This is a genomic window from Providencia sp. Marseille-Q8014, assembly GCF_965112055.1.
The window spans coordinates 91411-106843 of the sequence record NZ_CBCOPT010000002.1 but is presented as its reverse complement, the minus strand read 5'-3'; the positions used below and the strand labels follow the sequence as shown (position 1 = coordinate 106843).

Below are 15433 nucleotides of genomic sequence, written 5' to 3'. Positions count from 1 at the left end.
TGGTTTTTTACATCATTGGACCTTGAACCCCTAGTAGGGTTGCAGCCACGAGTAAGTCTTCCCTTGTTATTGTGTAGCCAGAATGCCGCAAAACTTCCATGCCTAAGCGAACTGTTGAGAGTACGTTTCGATTTCTGACTGTGTTAGCCTGGAAGTGCTTGTCCCAACCTTGTTTCTGAGCATGAACGCCCGCAAGCCAACATGTTAGTTGAAGCATCAGGGCGATTAGCAGCATGATATCAAAACGCTCTGAGCTGCTCGTTCGGCTATGGCGTAGGCCTAGTCCGTAGGCAGGACTTTTCAAGTCTCGGAAGGTTTCTTCAATCTGCATTCGCTTCGAATAGATATTAACAAGTTGTTTGGGTGTTCGAATTTCAACAGGTAAGTTAGTTGCTAGAACCCATGGCTCCTTTGCCGACGCTGAGTAGATTTTAGGTGACGGGTGGTGACAATGAGTCCGTGTCGAGCGCTGATTTTTTCGGCCTTTAGAGCGAGATTTATACAATAGAATTTGGCATGAGATTGGATTGCTTTTAGTCAGCCTCTTATAGCCTAAAGTCTTTGAGTGACTAGATGACATATCATGTAAGTTGCTGATAGGTTTCCAGTTTTCCGCTCCTAGGTCTGCATATTGTACTTTTCCTCTTACTCGACTTAACCAGTACCAACCCAGCTTCTCAACGGATTTATACCATGGCACTTTAAAGCCAGCATCACTGACAATGAGCGGTGTGGTGTTACTCGGTAGAATGCTCGCAAGGTCGGCTAGAAATTGGTCATGAGCTTTCTTTGAACATTGCTCTGAAAGCGGGAACGCTTTCTCATAAAGAGTAACAGAACGACCGTGTAGTGCGACTGAAGCTCGCAATACCATAAGTCGTTTTTGCTCACGAATATCAGACCAGTCAACAAGTACAATGGGCATCGTATTGCCCGAACAGATAAAGCTAGCATGCCAACGGTATACAGCGAGTCGCTCTTTGTGGAGGTGACGATTACCTAACAATCGGTCGATTCGTTTGATGTTATGTTTTGTTCTCGCTTTGGTTGGCAGGTTACGGCCAAGTTCGGTAAGAGTGAGAGTTTTACAGTCAAGTAATGCGTGGCAAGCCAACGTTAAGCTGTTGAGTCGTTTTAAGTGTAATTCGGGGCAGAATTGGTAAAGAGAGTCGTGTAAAATATCGAGTTCGCACATCTTGTTGTCTGATTATTGATTTTTCGCGAAACCATTTGATCATATGACAAGATGTGTATCCACCTTAACTTAATGATTTTTACCAAAATCATTAGGGGATTCATCAGCGCTTTGTCGGTATTGAGCGTGGCAGGCTTTTCCCAGTGCTTCAGGCCTCGCAGGGCCTTGCCCAGGAACCGCTTCGCTGCCTTGGCGCTGCGGGTCGGCGACAGGTAGAAATCGATCGTGTCGCCCCGCTTGTCGACTGCCCGGTACAGGTAGGTCCACTTGCCCCGCACCTTGACGTAGGTTTCATCCAGGCGCCAGCTCGGATCAAAGCCACGCCGCCAGAACCAGCGCAGCCGCTTCTCCATCTCCGGGGCGTAGCACTGGACCCAGCGATAGATCGTCGTATGGTCGACCGAAATGCCGCGTTCCGCCAGCATTTCCTCAAGGTCGCGATAGCTGATCGGATAGCGACAATACCAGCGCACCGCCCACAGGATCACATCACCCTGGAAATGGCGCCACTTGAAATCCGTCATCGTTCCGTCCGTCCAATCTCCGCCAAGCATGCTCAAGCTTCACGATTTTTGCAACAGAGCCCACACGAGTATTGAGCATAGTCGAGATTGGTGCAGATCACTTCTGATATTGAACTGTCAGGAGCTGGCTGCACAACAGCCATTACGCCCAATCAACTGGTGCAGTCGTCTTCTGAAAATGACATTTGGTATCTCTCATAAACGGATGTTTTTGAGAGAACTATCTTCGGCCTTCACACGCACGAAAGGCGGCGAAGCTCCGCCGTTAATCCGTCCGCCGGAGATCTCGCCCAGGCAGGCTGAAGGCCGAGCAAGCCTGACAGGCCCGAAAAGCCCGGCACGGGCGTCGGCGGCGATGACGGCGGCGGCATTATCCAGGGTTGATGATGGAAGTGGAGGATATCGACAACCTCTCGCGCAACCAAGACATCGCGGTCGGACTGCAAGTGATCTTGAAGCCACGGGCCCGTCCCACCCCGACATGGACCTCGATGCCCGAACGGACGTTAGATTTCGAGTTCTAGGCGTTCTGCGATGAAGGTTGGATCCCAGCCGGGATTGAAAGTGTCGACGTGGGTGAATCCGAGCCGCTCGTATAGGCCACGCAGGTTCGGGTGGCAGTCGAGCCGCAGCTTGGCGCACCCCTGCGTTCGCGCGGCATGGCGGCAAGCCTCGATCAGCGCGGAGCTGACACCCCGGCCCGCATGTGTCCGTCGCACCGCGAGCTTGTGCAGATATGCGGCCTCCCCCTTGAGGGCGTCGGGCCAGAACTCGGGATCCTCGGCCGACAAGGTGCAACAGCCGACGATGCCGTCGCTGCAACTCGCGACTAGGAGCTCGGATCTCAGGACGAAGGTCTCCGCGAATGTCCGGTCGATCCGCGCGACGTCCCAGGCGGGCGTTCCCTTGGCGGACATCCACGCCGCAGCGTCGTGCATCAGCCGCACAACCTCGTCGATATCACCCGAGCAGGCGACCCGAACGTTCGGAGGCTCCTCGCTGTCCATTCGCTCCCCTGGCGCGGTATGAACCGCCGCCTCATAGTGCAGTTTGATCCTGACGAGCCCAGCATGTCTGCGCCCACCTTCGCGGAACCTGACCAGGGTCCGCTAGCGGGCGGCCGGAAGGTGAATGCTAGGCATGATCTAACCCTCGGTCTCTGGCGTCGCGACTGCGAAATTTCGCGAGGGTTTCCGAGAAGGTGATTGCGCTTCGCAGATCTCCAGGCGCGTGGGTGCGGACGTAGTCAGCGCCATTGCCGATCGCGTGAAGTTCCGCCGCAAGGCTCGCTGGACCCAGATCCTTTACAGGAAGGCCAACGGTGGCGCCCAAGAAGGATTTCCGCGACACCGAGACCAATAGCGGAAGCCCCAACGCCGACTTCAGCTTTTGAAGGTTCGACAGCACGTGCAGCGATGTTTCCGGTGCGGGGCTCAAGAAAAATCCCATCCCCGGATCGAGGATGAGCCGGTCGGCAGCGACCCCGCTCCGTCGCAAGGCGGAAACCCGCGCCTCGAAGAACCGCACAATCTCGTCGAGCGCGTCTTCGGGTCGAAGGTGACCGGTGCGGGTGGCGATGCCATCCCGCTGCGCTGAGTGCATAACCACCAGCCTGCAGTCCGCCTCAGCAATATCGGGATAGAGCGCAGGGTCAGGAAATCCTTGGATATCGTTCAGGTAGCCCACGCCGCGCTTGAGCGCATAGCGCTGGGTTTCCGGTTGGAAGCTGTCGATTGAAACACGGTGCATCTGATCGGACAGGGCGTCTAAGAGCGGCGCAATACGTCTGATCTCATCGGCCGGCGATACAGGCCTCGCGTCCGGATGGCTGGCGGCCGGTCCGACATCCACGACGTCTGATCCGACTCGCAGCATTTCGATCGCCGCGGTGACAGCGCCGGCGGGGTCTAGCCGCCGGCTCTCATCGAAGAAGGAGTCCTCGGTGAGATTCAGAATGCCGAACACCGTCACCATGGCGTCGGCCTCCGCAGCGACTTCCACGATGGGGATCGGGCGAGCAAAAAGGCAGCAATTATGAGCCCCATACCTACAAAGCCCCACGCATCAAGCTTTTGCCCATGAAGCAACCAGGCAATGGCTGTAATTATGACGACGCCGAGTCCCGACCAGACTGCATAAGCAACACCGACAGGGATGGATTTCAGAACCAGAGAAAGAAAATAAAATGCGATGCCATAACCGATTATGACAACGGCGGAAGGGGCAAGCTTAGTAAAGCCCTCGCTAGATTTTAATGCGGATGTTGCGATTACTTCGCCAACTATTGCGATAACAAGAAAAAGCCAGCCTTTCATGATATATCTCCCAATTTGTGTAGGGCTTATTATGCACGCTTAAAAATAATAAAAGCAGACTTGACCTGATAGTTTGGCTGTGAGCAATTATGTGCTTAGTGCATCTAACGTTTGACATGAGGGGCGGCCAAGGGCGCCAGCCCTTGGACGTCCCCCTCGATGGAAGGGTTAGGCATCACTGCGTGTTCGCTCGAATGCCTGGCGTGTTTGAACCATGTACACGGCTGGACCATCTGGGGTGGTTACGGTACCTTGCCTCTCAAACCCCGCTTTCTCGTAGCATCGGATCGCTCGCAAGTTGCTCGGCGACGGGTCCGTTTGGATCTTGGTGACCTCGGGATCATTGAACAGCAACTCAACCAGAGCTCGAACCAGCTTGGTTCCCAAGCCTTTGCCCAGTTGTGATGCATTCGCCAGTGACTGGTCTATTCCGCGTACTCCTGGATCGGTTTCTTCTTCCCACCATCCGTCCCCGCTTCCAAGAGCAACGTACGACTGGGCATACCCAATCGGCTCTCCATTCAGCATTGCAATGTATGGAGTGACGGACTCTTGCGCTAAAACGCTTGGCAAGTACTGTTCCTGTACGTCAGCAAGTGTCGGGCGTGCTTCTTCTCCGCCCCACCACTCGACGATATGAGATCGATTTAGCCACTCATAGAGCATCGCAAGGTCATGCTCAGTCATGAGGCGCAGTGTGACGGAATCGTTGCTGTTGGTCACGATGCTGTACTTTGTGATGCCTAACGCCCGGCTTTGGGGCGGACTTGTAGCCGCGCAGCGGCGAAAAGGCCGTCCCAGCCCCGAAGGGGCGACAACAGCCGATTGTTACGTTTCAGCTCCACACCAGCCCCTTATAAGGCGAGCTTTCCAGCTCAGCTAAGCGAGTGGCCAGTGTTCCGCAATGCAGTTCAAGGCGATGCCCATTTGGGTCAAGTAAATAGATGGAGTCACCCTCACTGGTATTCTGCTTCCACTCTTCAACGCCAGCCTGCTTTAGTTTAGCTCGCAACTCCAGGAGCTCCCCTTCGCGGACACTGAAAGCGACGTGTGTGTAGTCCTTGGCGGGTTCGGGCTGCCCCAAACTCAAACATAACCACGTATTGCCTGCAGTGAGATAAGCACCTGTGTCCCAGAATACGTGCAACTTCATTCCCAGAAGATCACGGTAGAACTCAATCGATGCCCGCAGGTCCCGAACCGAAAATGTGATGTGATTGATGCCGGTAATCATGCAGAGAACCTTGAGAAAACGTAACTTTGTTTTAGGGCGACTGCCCTGCTGCGTAACATCGTTGCTGCTCCATAACATCAAACATCGACCCACGGCGTAACGCGCTTGCTGCTTGGATGCCCGAGGCATAGACTGTACAAAAAAACAGTCATAACAAGCCATGAAAACCGCCACTGCGCCGTTACCACCGCTGCGTTCGGTCAAGGTTCTGGACCAGTTGCGTGAGCGCATACGCTACTTGCATTACAGCTTACCAACCGAACAGGCTTATGTCCACTGGGTTCGTGCCTTCATCCGTTTCCACGGTGTGCGTCACCCGGCAACCTTGGGCAGCAGCGAAGTCGAGGCATTTCTGTCCTGGCTGGCGAACGAGCGCAAGGTTTCGGTCTCCACGCATCGTCAGGCATTGGCGGCCTTGCTGTTCTTCTACGGCAAGGTGCTGTGCACGGATCTGCCCTGGCTTCAGGAGATCGGAAGACCTCGGCCGTCGCGGCGCTTGCCGGTGGTGCTGACCCCGGATGAAGTGGTTCGCATCCTCGGTTTTCTGGAAGGCGAGCATCGTTTGTTCGCCCAGCTTCTGTATGGAACGGGCATGCGGATCAGTGAGGGTTTGCAACTGCGGGTCAAGGATCTGGATTTCGATCACGGCACGATCATCGTGCGGGAGGGCAAGGGCTCCAAGGATCGGGCCTTGATGTTACCCGAGAGCTTGGCACCCAGCCTGCGCGAGCAGCTGTCGCGTGCACGGGCATGGTGGCTGAAGGACCAGGCCGAGGGCCGCAGCGGCGTTGCGCTTCCCGACGCCCTTGAGCGGAAGTATCCGCGCGCCGGGCATTCCTGGCCGTGGTTCTGGGTTTTTGCGCAGCACACGCATTCGACCGATCCACGGAGCGGTGTCGTGCGTCGCCATCACATGTATGACCAGACCTTTCAGCGCGCCTTCAAACGTGCCGTAGAACAAGCAGGCATCACGAAGCCCGCCACACCGCACACCCTCCGCCACTCGTTCGCGACGGCCTTGCTCCGCAGCGGTTACGACATTCGAACCGTGCAGGATCTGCTCGGCCATTCCGACGTCTCTACGACGATGATTTACACGCATGTGCTGAAAGTTGGCGGTGCCGGAGTGCGCTCACCGCTTGATGCGCTGCCGCCCCTCACTAGTGAGAGGTAGGGCAGCGCAAGTCAATCCTGGCGGATTCACTACCCCTGCGCGAAGGCCATCGGTGCCGCATCGAACGGCCGGTTGCGGAAAGTCCTCCCTGCGTCCGCTGATGGCCGGCAGCAGCCCGTCGTTGCCTGATGTCTTTGCACATTAAAGACTTAAACTGATGAATCATAAAATCAATAACTTACATTAGGTATGATTCAGTAAATTTACATTATAGTTCTAAACTCAATGAACTTTGAGTTTAGATAACCAATCCATTTATGACATAATAGTTGTAAATTTACTTATGTTTGAGTTTACCTATTCCAAATATCCAATAAGTAAATAAAACGGTGATTGCAAGTGATATAAAAATGACTATTGGGGATGGTACTTGCATTGGACTCAACCAAAATCCAAATAAAATACATGCAACAAATGCACTGCTACAAAGAAACAACTTAAAAAATACCACAAGTATTGAATCTGATTTTTTCGTAATATTCATTCAAACTTCCTCTTTGAGTTTACAACTATATTGTTAAAGTTTAGAACATTAATGTCATTTTTGAGACTTTAATGGTCAGTCACACTGTTGTCCGCGGTTTGGCACTCGCTTCGCGCGACTGCTAAAATCGCCGGGTTTTTCCACGTCAATCAACCATTTACCGAGGTTGCCATGTCCAATATCAAGCCGCTGCACGACCGCGTGGTCATCAAGCGCATGGAAGAAGAGAAGCTGTCCGCCGGCGGGATCGTGATCCCGGATTCGGCCACCGAGAAGCCGATCAAGGGCGAAGTCGTCGCCGTCGGCACCGGCAAGGTGCTGGACAACGGCCAGGTCCGCGCGCCGCAGGTCAAGGTCGGCGACAAGGTGCTGTTCGGCAAGTACAGCGGCACCGAAGTGAAGCTGGACGGCGTCGAGCTGCTGGTGGTGAAGGAAGACGACCTGTTCGCGATCCTCGGCTGATCGCGCGTCGCTCCCACACATTTCTCATCCGAATAATTTTTCGAGGTAATTCGCAATGGCTGCCAAGGACATTCGTTTCGGCGAAGACGCGCGCTCCAAGATGGTGCGCGGCGTCAACGTGCTCGCCAACGCCGTGAAGGCGACCCTCGGCCCGAAGGGCCGCAACGTCGTGCTGCAGAAGAGCTACGGCGCGCCGACCATCACCAAGGACGGCGTCTCCGTCGCCAAGGAAATCGAACTGGCTGACGCGTTCGAGAACATGGGCGCGCAGATGGTGAAGGAAGTCGCTTCCAAGACCTCCGACAACGCCGGCGACGGCACCACCACCGCCACCGTGCTGGCGCAGGCGTTCATCCGCGAGGGCATGAAGGCGGTCGCCGCCGGCATGAACCCGATGGACCTGAAGCGCGGCATCGACCAGGCGGTGAAGGCCGCGGTCGGCGAACTGAAGTCGCTGTCCAAGCCGTCGTCGACCAGCAAGGAAATCGCCCAGGTCGGCGCGATCTCCGCGAACTCGGATGCCAACATCGGCGACCTGATCGCGCAGGCGATGGACAAGGTCGGCAAGGAAGGCGTGATCACGGTCGAGGAAGGCAGCGGCCTGGACAACGAACTCGACGTGGTCGAGGGCATGCAGTTCGACCGCGGCTACCTGAGCCCGTACTTCGTCAACAACCAGCAGTCGATGTCGGCCGACCTGGATGATCCCTTCATCCTGCTGTACGACAAGAAGATCTCCAACGTGCGCGACCTGCTGCCCGTCCTCGAGGGCGTGGCCAAGGCCGGCAAGCCGCTGCTGATCGTGGCGGAGGAAGTCGAAGGCGAAGCGCTGGCGACCCTGGTGGTCAACACCATCCGCGGCATCGTCAAGGTCTGCGCGGTGAAGGCCCCGGGCTTCGGCGACCGTCGCAAGGCGATGCTGGAAGACATGGCGATCCTGACCGGCGGCGTGGTGATTTCCGAGGAAGTCGGCCTGTCGCTGGAGAAGGCCACCATCAAGGACCTCGGCCGCGCCAAGAAGATCCAGGTGTCGAAGGAAAACACCACCATCATCGATGGCGCCGGCGAAGGCGCGGGCATCGAGGCGCGCATCAAGCAGATCAAGGCGCAGATCGAGGAGACCTCCTCCGACTACGACCGCGAGAAGCTGCAGGAGCGCGTGGCCAAGCTGGCCGGCGGCGTTGCGGTGATCAAGGTCGGTGCCGCCACCGAAGTCGAGATGAAGGAAAAGAAGGCGCGCGTCGAAGACGCCCTGCACGCGACCCGTGCGGCCGTCGAGGAAGGCATCGTCCCGGGCGGCGGCGTCGCCCTGATCCGTGCCAAGGCGGCGATCGCCGGCATCAAGGGCGTGAACGAAGACCAGAACCACGGCATCCAGATCGCCCTGCGCGCGATGGAAGCCCCGCTGCGCGAGATCGTGACCAATGCCGGCGATGAGCCGTCGGTCATCCTCAACCGCGTGGTCGAAGGTTCGGGTGCGTTCGGCTACAACGCCGCCAACGGCGAGTTCGGCGACATGATCGAGTTCGGCATCCTGGACCCGACCAAGGTCACCCGCACCGCGCTGCAGAACGCCGCGTCGATCGCGGGCCTGATGATCACCACCGAAGCGATGGTGGCCGAGGCCCCGAAGAAGGACGAGCCGGCGATGCCGGCCGGCGGCGGCATGGGCGGCATGGGCGGCATGGATTTCTAAGCCCCGCGATCCATCAAGCAAAACCACAAAGCCCGGCCTCGTGCCGGGCTTTGTGCGTTCTGGCGTCCGAGGCGGGAGACTTCCTACCCGCCCCGCGGCAATGTCTGACGCGAAGATCAGAAAACGCCGATATGAACGCGTGCTCGCGGGCGCAACCCTGAGCAGCCGTCCCTGCAACGGAGCGCTGCGTGCCGCGCCTGACCGCACCCCGGCGGCAGGCCGAGGTGTGCGCGCCACTGCCGGCCGCCCACGCCGCTGCGCGTTACGCGCGCCACCTGCCCGAGCGCACGCTGCTGTACGCGCTAGTGCAGGCGCACTACCCGGACTTCATCGCGCGTCTTGAGGCCGAAGACCGCCCGCTGCCCGAGTATGTGCGCGAGGAGTTCGAGACCTACCTGCGCTGCGGCGTGCTCGAGCACGGCTTCCTGCGCGTGGTCTGCGAGCACTGTCGTGCCGAGAGGCTGGTGGCGTATTCCTGCAAGAAGCGCGGGCTGTGCCCGAGCTGCGGCGCACGGCGCATGGCCGAGTCGGCGCGGCATCTGGTGGACGAGGTGTTCGGCCCGCGGCCGGTGCGGCAATGGGTGCTGAGTTTCCCGTACCCGTTGCGCTTCCTGTTCGCCAGCAAGCCTGAGGCGATCGGCCCGGTGCTGGGCATCGTGCATCGTGTGATCGCCGGTTGGCTTGCCGATCAGGCCGGCGTGCCGCGGGATACGGCGCAATGCGGCGTGGTGACCCTGATCCAGCGCTTCGGCAGCGCGCTGAATCTCAACATCCACTTCCACATGCTGTGGCTCGACGGCGTGTACGAGGACACCACCGAGCGTCCGCAGCGCAAGCCGCGCCTGCACCGCACCCGTGCGCCCACATCGGCGCAACTGACGGAACTGGCCAACACCATCGCGCATCGCGTGTGCCGGCACCTGTCGCGCCGCGGCTGGCTCGAAGGCGAAGACGAATCCGTGTTCCTGTCCGACAGCGCGGGTAGCGACGACGGCATGGATGGGCTGCGGATGAGTTCGATGACCTACCGCATCGCCACCGGTCGCGACGCTGGCCGCAAGGTCGTCACGCTGCAAACGCTGCCTGGCGACGCCGGTCCGCTGGAGGGCGACGCCGGCAAGGTCGGCGGCTTCTCGCTGCATGCCGGCGTGGCCGCGGAAGCACACGAAAGCCACAAGCTCGAAAAGCTGTGCCGCTACATCACGCGCCCGGCGATCAGCGAGCAGCGGCTATCGATCTCGCCACAGGGCAGGGTGCGTTACCAGCTCAAGACGCCGTGGCGCAATGGCACCACGCATGTCGAATGGGATGCGGTGGACTTCATCGCCAAGCTGGCGGCACTGGTCCCGCCGCCACGCGCGCATCTCACCCGCTTCCACGGCGTATTCGCCCCGAATGCAAACCTGCGCGCGCAGCTGACGCCCTCGGGGCGCGGCAGGCGGCCTGCGGGCGATGCGGCGCCAGTGGACGTCAGCGCCCACGACGAGCCGCGCAGCCCCGAGCAGAAGCGCCGTGCGATGAGCTGGGGCGGGTCTTTTCCATCGACATCACCACCTGCGCCCACTGCGGCGGCGCGGTGCGGATCGTCGCCAGCATCGAAGACCCCAAGGCCATTCGCGCCATCCTCGCCCACTTCGAGAAACACGGCGCGCTGGAGCAAGCGCACTACCGGCCCGCAGCGCGCGCCCCGCCGCCCGCCGCGTGATGAGGCGCCGGCCACACAGCCGGCAGCCAAGCCAGAGTCCGATCCGATGCGGCCACGACCCCGCAGGGCTGCGCTCGGCCCTGTGCCGGGATTCGGTGAGAAATGGCTACGCACTGAGCCGCTGCGTGGCCCCGCGATGTCGAAAACCCACGCATGAACCCCCGATCTGTGCCCGATCTGTGCCCAAAGCGGCGCTTGCGCGGCCGCTTCCTACCCGCCAGACTCGCCAAAAAGGGCGGTTGAACTTCCTATACCCATATCCCACTTTAGGTTTGGCAGCACCTTTTCAATCAGGTGGTTGTTTACACCAATCCAGCTATTGGCCAATTGAATATTGGTTTCGTCTACTTTTTTTGATTTTTTAAACAGCTTGGTAAAACCGAGTGCCAAAACAGGGGGACCATGTAAAAACGTGCTTCCTGTAATGACTGAACCAACTGTGAGTCCTTTACTGACTTTTTGCAATAAGGATGCTTTTTTATGAGCAGTAGACATAAATCTAACCTTGAGTGTAGAGATTTAAAAAAATGTTCCAACTATAAACAACGGAAATTGAAATACAATTGTATATTTGAAGATGTTGACATTTTTTATGGATTTACCCATTTTCTGCAATTTTAATCCACTTTATCATAAGTGAAGCATTGGTATTTGGTGTATAAAGTTCTTAAAAACTTTTATTGAAACATATATCTCATGTTTTTAGAAATCCGATAAATTGAAAACAATGGAGGGCAGAGTAAAACTTGAAGTGCGACATAAACCACCTAATTAATTTAAAGGGTTTATGGAGTATATAAAATTGTCATACCATCATCTTAACTTTGAAGATCGTACTGCATTAATGCTTGAGTCAAGAAAAGAAGGCTTTTCAGCCAGAAAATTTGCTGAACTCATTAAAAGACATCCTAGTACGATCTATCGTGAGCTTAAAAGAAATAGCATCAATGACGTTTATCAAGCTCGATATGCTTCTGATAACACCTTCGCTAGACGTAGACGTGGTCACAGAAAACTCAAAATCGATTCAATCCTCTGGAAATTTATTGTTGAAGCGATCCGTTGTTTATGGTCTCCTCAGCAAATAGCAAAGCGTTTAAAGACATTTCCTGATTTGGATCAAACAATGAATGTAAGCCATACAACGATTTATTCAACGATACGAGCATTACCAAAGGGTGAGTTGAAAAAAGACTTATTATCCTGTCTACGTCATGAAAATAAAAAGCGAAAAGCTAACGGTGAACCTAAAAAAGATTCTATATTACAGGATATTAAAACTATTCATGAGCGCCCAGCCGAAGTTCAAGAAAGAAAAATACCGGGTCATTGGGAAGCTGATTTAATTAAAGGTAAAGACAATAAAAGTTCGATAGCAACACTTATTGAACGAAATACACGGCTCTGTATCTTGGCAACATTACCTGATGCAAAGGCAGAATCAGTGCGCAAGGCTTTAACTGAAGCTCTGAAATATTTACCTGCAGAACTGCGTAAAACGTTGACCTATGACCGTGGACGTGAGATGTCAGAACATAAAATACTCGAAGAAGATTTAGGCATAGATGTATATTTCTGTGACCCACATTCACCCTGGCAAAAAGGCACATGCGAAAATATGAATGGTTTAATTAGGCAATATTTACCTAAAGGGATTGATTTAAATCAGGCAGATCAGCATTATTTAAATCAAGTTGCCATGTCACTGAATACTCGTCCTAGAAAGGCGTTAGATTGGCTTACACCATTAGAGAAATTTGCTCAGCTTGTTGATTATCATATGGCTTTTGAAACTGTCGCACCTCATGTTTGAATTCGCCCCATATTTTTGCTACAGTGAACCAAATTAAGATCATCTATTTACTAGGCCTCGCATTTGCGGGGTTTTTAATGCTGAATAAAAGGAAAACTTGATGGAATTGCCCAATATTATGCACCCGGTCGCGAAGCTGAGCACCGCATTAGCCGCTGCATTGATGCTGAGCGGGTGCATGCCCGGTGAAATCCGCCCGACGATTGGCCAGCAAATGGAAACTGGCGACCAACGGTTTGGCGATCTGGTTTTCCGCCAGCTCGCACCGAATGTCTGGCAGCACACTTCCTATCTCGACATGCCGGGTTTCGGGGCAGTCGCTTCCAACGGTTTGATCGTCAGGGATGGCGGCCGCGTGCTGGTGGTCGATACCGCCTGGACCGATGACCAGACCGCCCAGATCCTCAACTGGATCAAGCAGGAGATCAACCTGCCGGTCGCGCTGGCGGTGGTGACTCACGCGCATCAGGACAAGATGGGCGGTATGGACGCGCTGCATGCGGCGGGGATTGCGACTTATGCCAATGCGTTGTCGAACCAGCTTGCCCCGCAAGAGGGGATGGTTGCGGCGCAACACAGCCTGACTTTCGCCGCCAATGGCTGGGTCGAACCAGCAACCGCGCCCAACTTTGGCCCGCTCAAGGTATTTTACCCCGGCCCCGGCCACACCAGTGACAATATCACCGTTGGGATCGACGGCACCGACATCGCTTTTGGTGGCTGCCTGATCAAGGACAGCAAGGCCAAGTCGCTCGGCAATCTCGGTGATGCCGACACTGAGCACTACGCCGCGTCAGCGCGCGCGTTTGGTGCGGCGTTCCCCAAGGCCAGCATGATCGTGATGAGCCATTCCGCCCCCGATAGCCGCGCCGCAATCACTCATACGGCCCGCATGGCCGACAAGCTGCGCTGAGCCATGGCTGACCACGTCACCCCCAATCTGCCATCGCGCGATTTCGATGTGACAGAGGCGTTTTATGCGAAGCTGGGCTTTGCGACGAGTTGGAAGGATCGCGGCTGGATGATCCTGCAGCGCGGCGGTTTGCAGCTCGAATTCTTCCCCTATCCTGACCTCGACCCAGCTACGAGCTCGTTCGGCTGTTGCCTGCGGTTGGATGATCTCGATGCCATGGTGGCATTGGTGAACGCGGCGGGAGCCGAGGAAAAAAGCACCGGCTGGCCGCGCTTCAAAGCTCCGCAACTGGAGGCGAGCGGCCTGAGGATCGGCTACCTGATCGATCCCGACTGCACGCTGGTGCGGCTGATCCAGAACCCCGACTGACCGCATGCCCGCGAAAATCAAGATTTGCGGGATCAGCACACCCGAGGCGCTCGATGCGACCATCGCGGCGCGGGCGGACTATGCCGGGTTGGTGTTCTATCCAGCGTCGCCCCGTGCGGTTACGTCGAATGTCGCGGGCGCTTTGACATCGCGCGCAGCTGGCCAGATCGCCATGGTCGGTTTGTTCGTCGATGCGGATGATGCTGTCATCGCCGACGCACTGGTGGCAGCCAAGCTGAACGCGCTGCAGCTGCACGGTTCGGAATCGCCCGAACGCGTGGCCCAGTTGCGCGCGCGGTTTGGCAAGCCGGTGTGGAAGGCGCTGCCCGTCGCCAGCGCCAGCGATGTCGCACGCGCCGCAGCCTATGCCGGGGCGGCGGACTTGATCTTGTTCGACGCCAAGACCCCCAAAGGCGCGCTGCCCGGCGGCATGGGGTTGGCGTTCGACTGGTCGCTGCTGGCCGGATATCGCGGTGCCTTGCCGTGGGGGCTGGCAGGCGGGCTAAATCCGACGAATGTTGCCGAGGCGATTGCGCGCACCGGAGCGCCGCTGGTCGATACCTCCAGCGGCGTCGAAAGCGCGCCGGGCGTCAAGGATACCGACAAGATTACCAATTTCGCCTTTGCGGTGCGCTTGGCCTAAATCGCGTCGATCAATAGGCGTCGTTCAGCGCAAAGATCGGCTTGCGGGTGCGCCACTTGTCTTTGCACATTAAAGACTTAAACTGATGAATCATAAAATCAATAACTTACATTAGGTATGATTCAGTAAATTTACATTATAGTTCTAAACTCAATGAACTTTGAGTTTAGATAACCAATCCATTTATGACATAATAGTTGTAAATTTACTTATGTTTGAGTTTACCTATTCCAAATATCCAATAAGTAAATAAAACGGTGATTGCAAGTGATATAAAAATGACTATTGGGGATGGTACTTGCATTGGACTCAACCAAAATCCAAATAAAATACATGCAACAAATGCACTGCTACAAAGAAACAACTTAAAAAATACCACAAGTATTGAATCTGATTTTTTCGTAATATTCATTCAAACTTCCTCTTTGAGTTTACAACTATATTGTTAAAGTTTAGAACATTAATGTCATTTTTGAGACTTTAATGGTCAGTCACAGCGGCGTGAACGCTGGCCGTCCTTTCTGATCCGGCGCGATCCGCGCGACATCAGCCGTATCTGGGTCCTGGAACCGGAGGGACAGCATTACCTGGAAATTCCCTACCGTACCTTGTCGCATCCGGCTGTCACCCTCTGGGAACAACGGCAGGCGCTGGCGAAACTGCGGCAGCAAGGGCGCGAACAGGTGGATGAGTCGGCGCTGTTCCGCATGATCGGCCAGATGCGTGAGATTGTGACCAGCGCGCAGAAGGCCACACGCAAGGCGCGGCGTGACGCGGATCGCCGCCAGCACCTCAAGACATCAGCTCGGCCGGACAAGCCCGTTCCGCCGGATACGGATATTGCCGACCCGCAGGCAGACAACTTGCCACCCGCCAAACCGTTCGACCAGATTGAGGAGTGGTAGC

Annotated in this window: 15 protein-coding genes and 3 pseudogenes; 9 read left to right on the top strand and 9 right to left on the bottom strand. The window is 56.0% G+C overall.

The features are described 5' to 3' along the window. Window positions 1-7 precede the first annotated feature (7 nt). From ACWPW6_RS19255 to fosF, 8 genes and pseudogenes are all read right to left on the bottom strand, one after another. Window positions 8-1195, bottom strand: coding sequence for an IS4-like element ISVsa5 family transposase (locus tag ACWPW6_RS19255; protein WP_454210214.1), 1188 nt, complete (start codon window positions 1193-1195; stop codon window positions 8-10). A gap of 107 nt (window positions 1196-1302) precedes the next feature. Continuing rightward, window positions 1303-1719, bottom strand: a pseudogene (locus ACWPW6_RS19250) (IS6-like element IS6100 family transposase); the annotation flags it as partial. A 117-nt stretch (window positions 1720-1836) separates the two neighbouring features. After that, window positions 1837-1905, bottom strand: a pseudogene (locus ACWPW6_RS19245) (EAL domain-containing protein); the annotation flags it as partial. A 320-nt stretch (window positions 1906-2225) separates the two neighbouring features. Then, window positions 2226-2726 (bottom strand): GNAT family N-acetyltransferase, encoded by a 501-nt coding sequence (locus ACWPW6_RS19240; protein WP_000376623.1) that lies wholly within the window; start codon window positions 2724-2726, stop codon window positions 2226-2228. 127 nt (window positions 2727-2853) lie between these two features. Continuing rightward, window positions 2854-3693, bottom strand: coding sequence for a sulfonamide-resistant dihydropteroate synthase Sul1 (gene sul1 / locus ACWPW6_RS19235; RefSeq protein ID WP_000259031.1), 840 nt, complete (start codon window positions 3691-3693; stop codon window positions 2854-2856). After that, window positions 3687-4034 carry a quaternary ammonium compound efflux SMR transporter QacE delta 1 gene (locus ACWPW6_RS19230; protein ID WP_000679427.1) on the bottom strand — a complete coding sequence of 116 codons (348 nt, stop codon included), beginning with the start codon at window positions 4032-4034 and terminating at the stop codon, window positions 3687-3689. Before ACWPW6_RS19230 ends, sul1 begins: the two co-directional genes overlap by 7 nt. A 168-nt stretch (window positions 4035-4202) precedes the next feature. Next, a complete protein-coding gene (locus ACWPW6_RS19225) occupies window positions 4203-4757 on the bottom strand; it encodes an aminoglycoside N-acetyltransferase AAC(6')-Ib4 (protein WP_003159191.1) in 555 nt (184 codons plus the stop codon). Between the two features lie 112 nt (window positions 4758-4869). Then, window positions 4870-5268 (bottom strand): fosfomycin resistance glutathione transferase FosF, encoded by a 399-nt coding sequence (gene fosF / locus ACWPW6_RS19220; RefSeq protein WP_063851231.1) that lies wholly within the window; start codon window positions 5266-5268, stop codon window positions 4870-4872. A gap of 160 nt (window positions 5269-5428) precedes the next feature. On the opposite strand from fosF, the gene intI1 reads away from it, so the two are divergent. The 4 genes and pseudogenes from intI1 to ACWPW6_RS19200 all read left to right on the top strand — a co-directional run bounded on the left by intI1 (window position 5429) and on the right by ACWPW6_RS19200 (window position 10789). Continuing rightward, a complete protein-coding gene (gene intI1, locus ACWPW6_RS19215) occupies window positions 5429-6442 on the top strand; it encodes a class 1 integron integrase IntI1 (protein ID WP_000845039.1) in 1014 nt (337 codons plus the stop codon). Between the two features lie 655 nt (window positions 6443-7097). Then, entirely contained in the window at window positions 7098-7388 is a 291-nt protein-coding gene (groES, locus tag ACWPW6_RS19210) for a co-chaperone GroES (RefSeq protein WP_004201172.1), read from the top strand. 55 nt (window positions 7389-7443) lie between these two features. Continuing rightward, entirely contained in the window at window positions 7444-9084 is a 1641-nt protein-coding gene (gene groL / locus ACWPW6_RS19205; protein WP_004201176.1) for a chaperonin GroEL, read from the top strand. A gap of 188 nt (window positions 9085-9272) precedes the next feature. Continuing rightward, window positions 9273-10789, top strand: a pseudogene (locus ACWPW6_RS19200) (IS91-like element ISCR21 family transposase). A gap of 210 nt (window positions 10790-10999) precedes the next feature. Here the strand turns inward: ACWPW6_RS19200 and ACWPW6_RS19195 are convergent. Next, window positions 11000-11284: a hypothetical protein gene (locus ACWPW6_RS19195; RefSeq protein WP_015056391.1), complete on the bottom strand. Its 285-nt coding sequence runs from the start codon at window positions 11282-11284 to the stop codon at window positions 11000-11002. Between the two features lie 292 nt (window positions 11285-11576). Between ACWPW6_RS19195 and ACWPW6_RS19190 the strand changes: the two genes are divergently transcribed. The 5 genes from ACWPW6_RS19190 (at window position 11577) to ACWPW6_RS19170 (ending at window position 15432) form a co-directional block, all read left to right on the top strand. Beyond that, window positions 11577-12602, top strand: a complete 1026-nt coding sequence (locus ACWPW6_RS19190; protein WP_004994718.1) for an IS30-like element ISAba125 family transposase — start codon at window positions 11577-11579, stop codon at window positions 12600-12602. A 100-nt stretch (window positions 12603-12702) separates the two neighbouring features. Continuing rightward, a complete protein-coding gene (locus ACWPW6_RS19185) occupies window positions 12703-13515 on the top strand; it encodes a subclass B1 metallo-beta-lactamase NDM-1 (RefSeq protein WP_004201164.1) in 813 nt (270 codons plus the stop codon). 3 nt (window positions 13516-13518) lie between these two features. Then, window positions 13519-13884 (top strand): bleomycin binding protein Ble-MBL, encoded by a 366-nt coding sequence (gene ble / locus ACWPW6_RS19180; protein ID WP_004201167.1) that lies wholly within the window; start codon window positions 13519-13521, stop codon window positions 13882-13884. A 4-nt stretch (window positions 13885-13888) separates the two neighbouring features. Then, window positions 13889-14527: a phosphoribosylanthranilate isomerase gene (locus tag ACWPW6_RS19175; RefSeq protein WP_004201168.1), complete on the top strand. Its 639-nt coding sequence runs from the start codon at window positions 13889-13891 to the stop codon at window positions 14525-14527. 608 nt (window positions 14528-15135) lie between these two features. Next, window positions 15136-15432, top strand: coding sequence for a hypothetical protein (locus ACWPW6_RS19170; RefSeq protein WP_000019232.1), 297 nt, complete (start codon window positions 15136-15138; stop codon window positions 15430-15432). Window position 15433: the final 1 nt, after the last annotated feature.

What these genes read in the sequence shown, in the direction of transcription:
- ACWPW6_RS19175 (WP_004201168.1), top strand. Translation starts at nt 13,889, where the DNA reads ATGCCCGCGAAAATCAAGATTTGCGGGATCAGCACACCCGAGGCGCTC.
- ACWPW6_RS19255 (WP_454210214.1), bottom strand. Translation starts at nt 1,195, where the DNA reads ATGTGCGAACTCGATATTTTACACGACTCTCTTTACCAATTCTGCCCC.
- sul1 (WP_000259031.1), bottom strand. Translation starts at nt 3,693, where the DNA reads ATGGTGACGGTGTTCGGCATTCTGAATCTCACCGAGGACTCCTTCTTC.
- fosF (WP_063851231.1), bottom strand. Translation starts at nt 5,268, where the DNA reads ATGATTACCGGCATCAATCACATCACATTTTCGGTTCGGGACCTGCGG.
- ACWPW6_RS19230 (WP_000679427.1), bottom strand. Translation starts at nt 4,034, where the DNA reads ATGAAAGGCTGGCTTTTTCTTGTTATCGCAATAGTTGGCGAAGTAATC.
- groL (WP_004201176.1), top strand. Translation starts at nt 7,444, where the DNA reads ATGGCTGCCAAGGACATTCGTTTCGGCGAAGACGCGCGCTCCAAGATG.
- ACWPW6_RS19190 (WP_004994718.1), top strand. Translation starts at nt 11,577, where the DNA reads ATGGAGTATATAAAATTGTCATACCATCATCTTAACTTTGAAGATCGT.
- intI1 (WP_000845039.1), top strand. Translation starts at nt 5,429, where the DNA reads ATGAAAACCGCCACTGCGCCGTTACCACCGCTGCGTTCGGTCAAGGTT.
- ACWPW6_RS19185 (WP_004201164.1), top strand. Translation starts at nt 12,703, where the DNA reads ATGGAATTGCCCAATATTATGCACCCGGTCGCGAAGCTGAGCACCGCA.
- groES (WP_004201172.1), top strand. Translation starts at nt 7,098, where the DNA reads ATGTCCAATATCAAGCCGCTGCACGACCGCGTGGTCATCAAGCGCATG.
- ACWPW6_RS19240 (WP_000376623.1), bottom strand. Translation starts at nt 2,726, where the DNA reads ATGGACAGCGAGGAGCCTCCGAACGTTCGGGTCGCCTGCTCGGGTGAT.
- ble (WP_004201167.1), top strand. Translation starts at nt 13,519, where the DNA reads ATGGCTGACCACGTCACCCCCAATCTGCCATCGCGCGATTTCGATGTG.
- ACWPW6_RS19195 (WP_015056391.1), bottom strand. Translation starts at nt 11,284, where the DNA reads ATGTCTACTGCTCATAAAAAAGCATCCTTATTGCAAAAAGTCAGTAAA.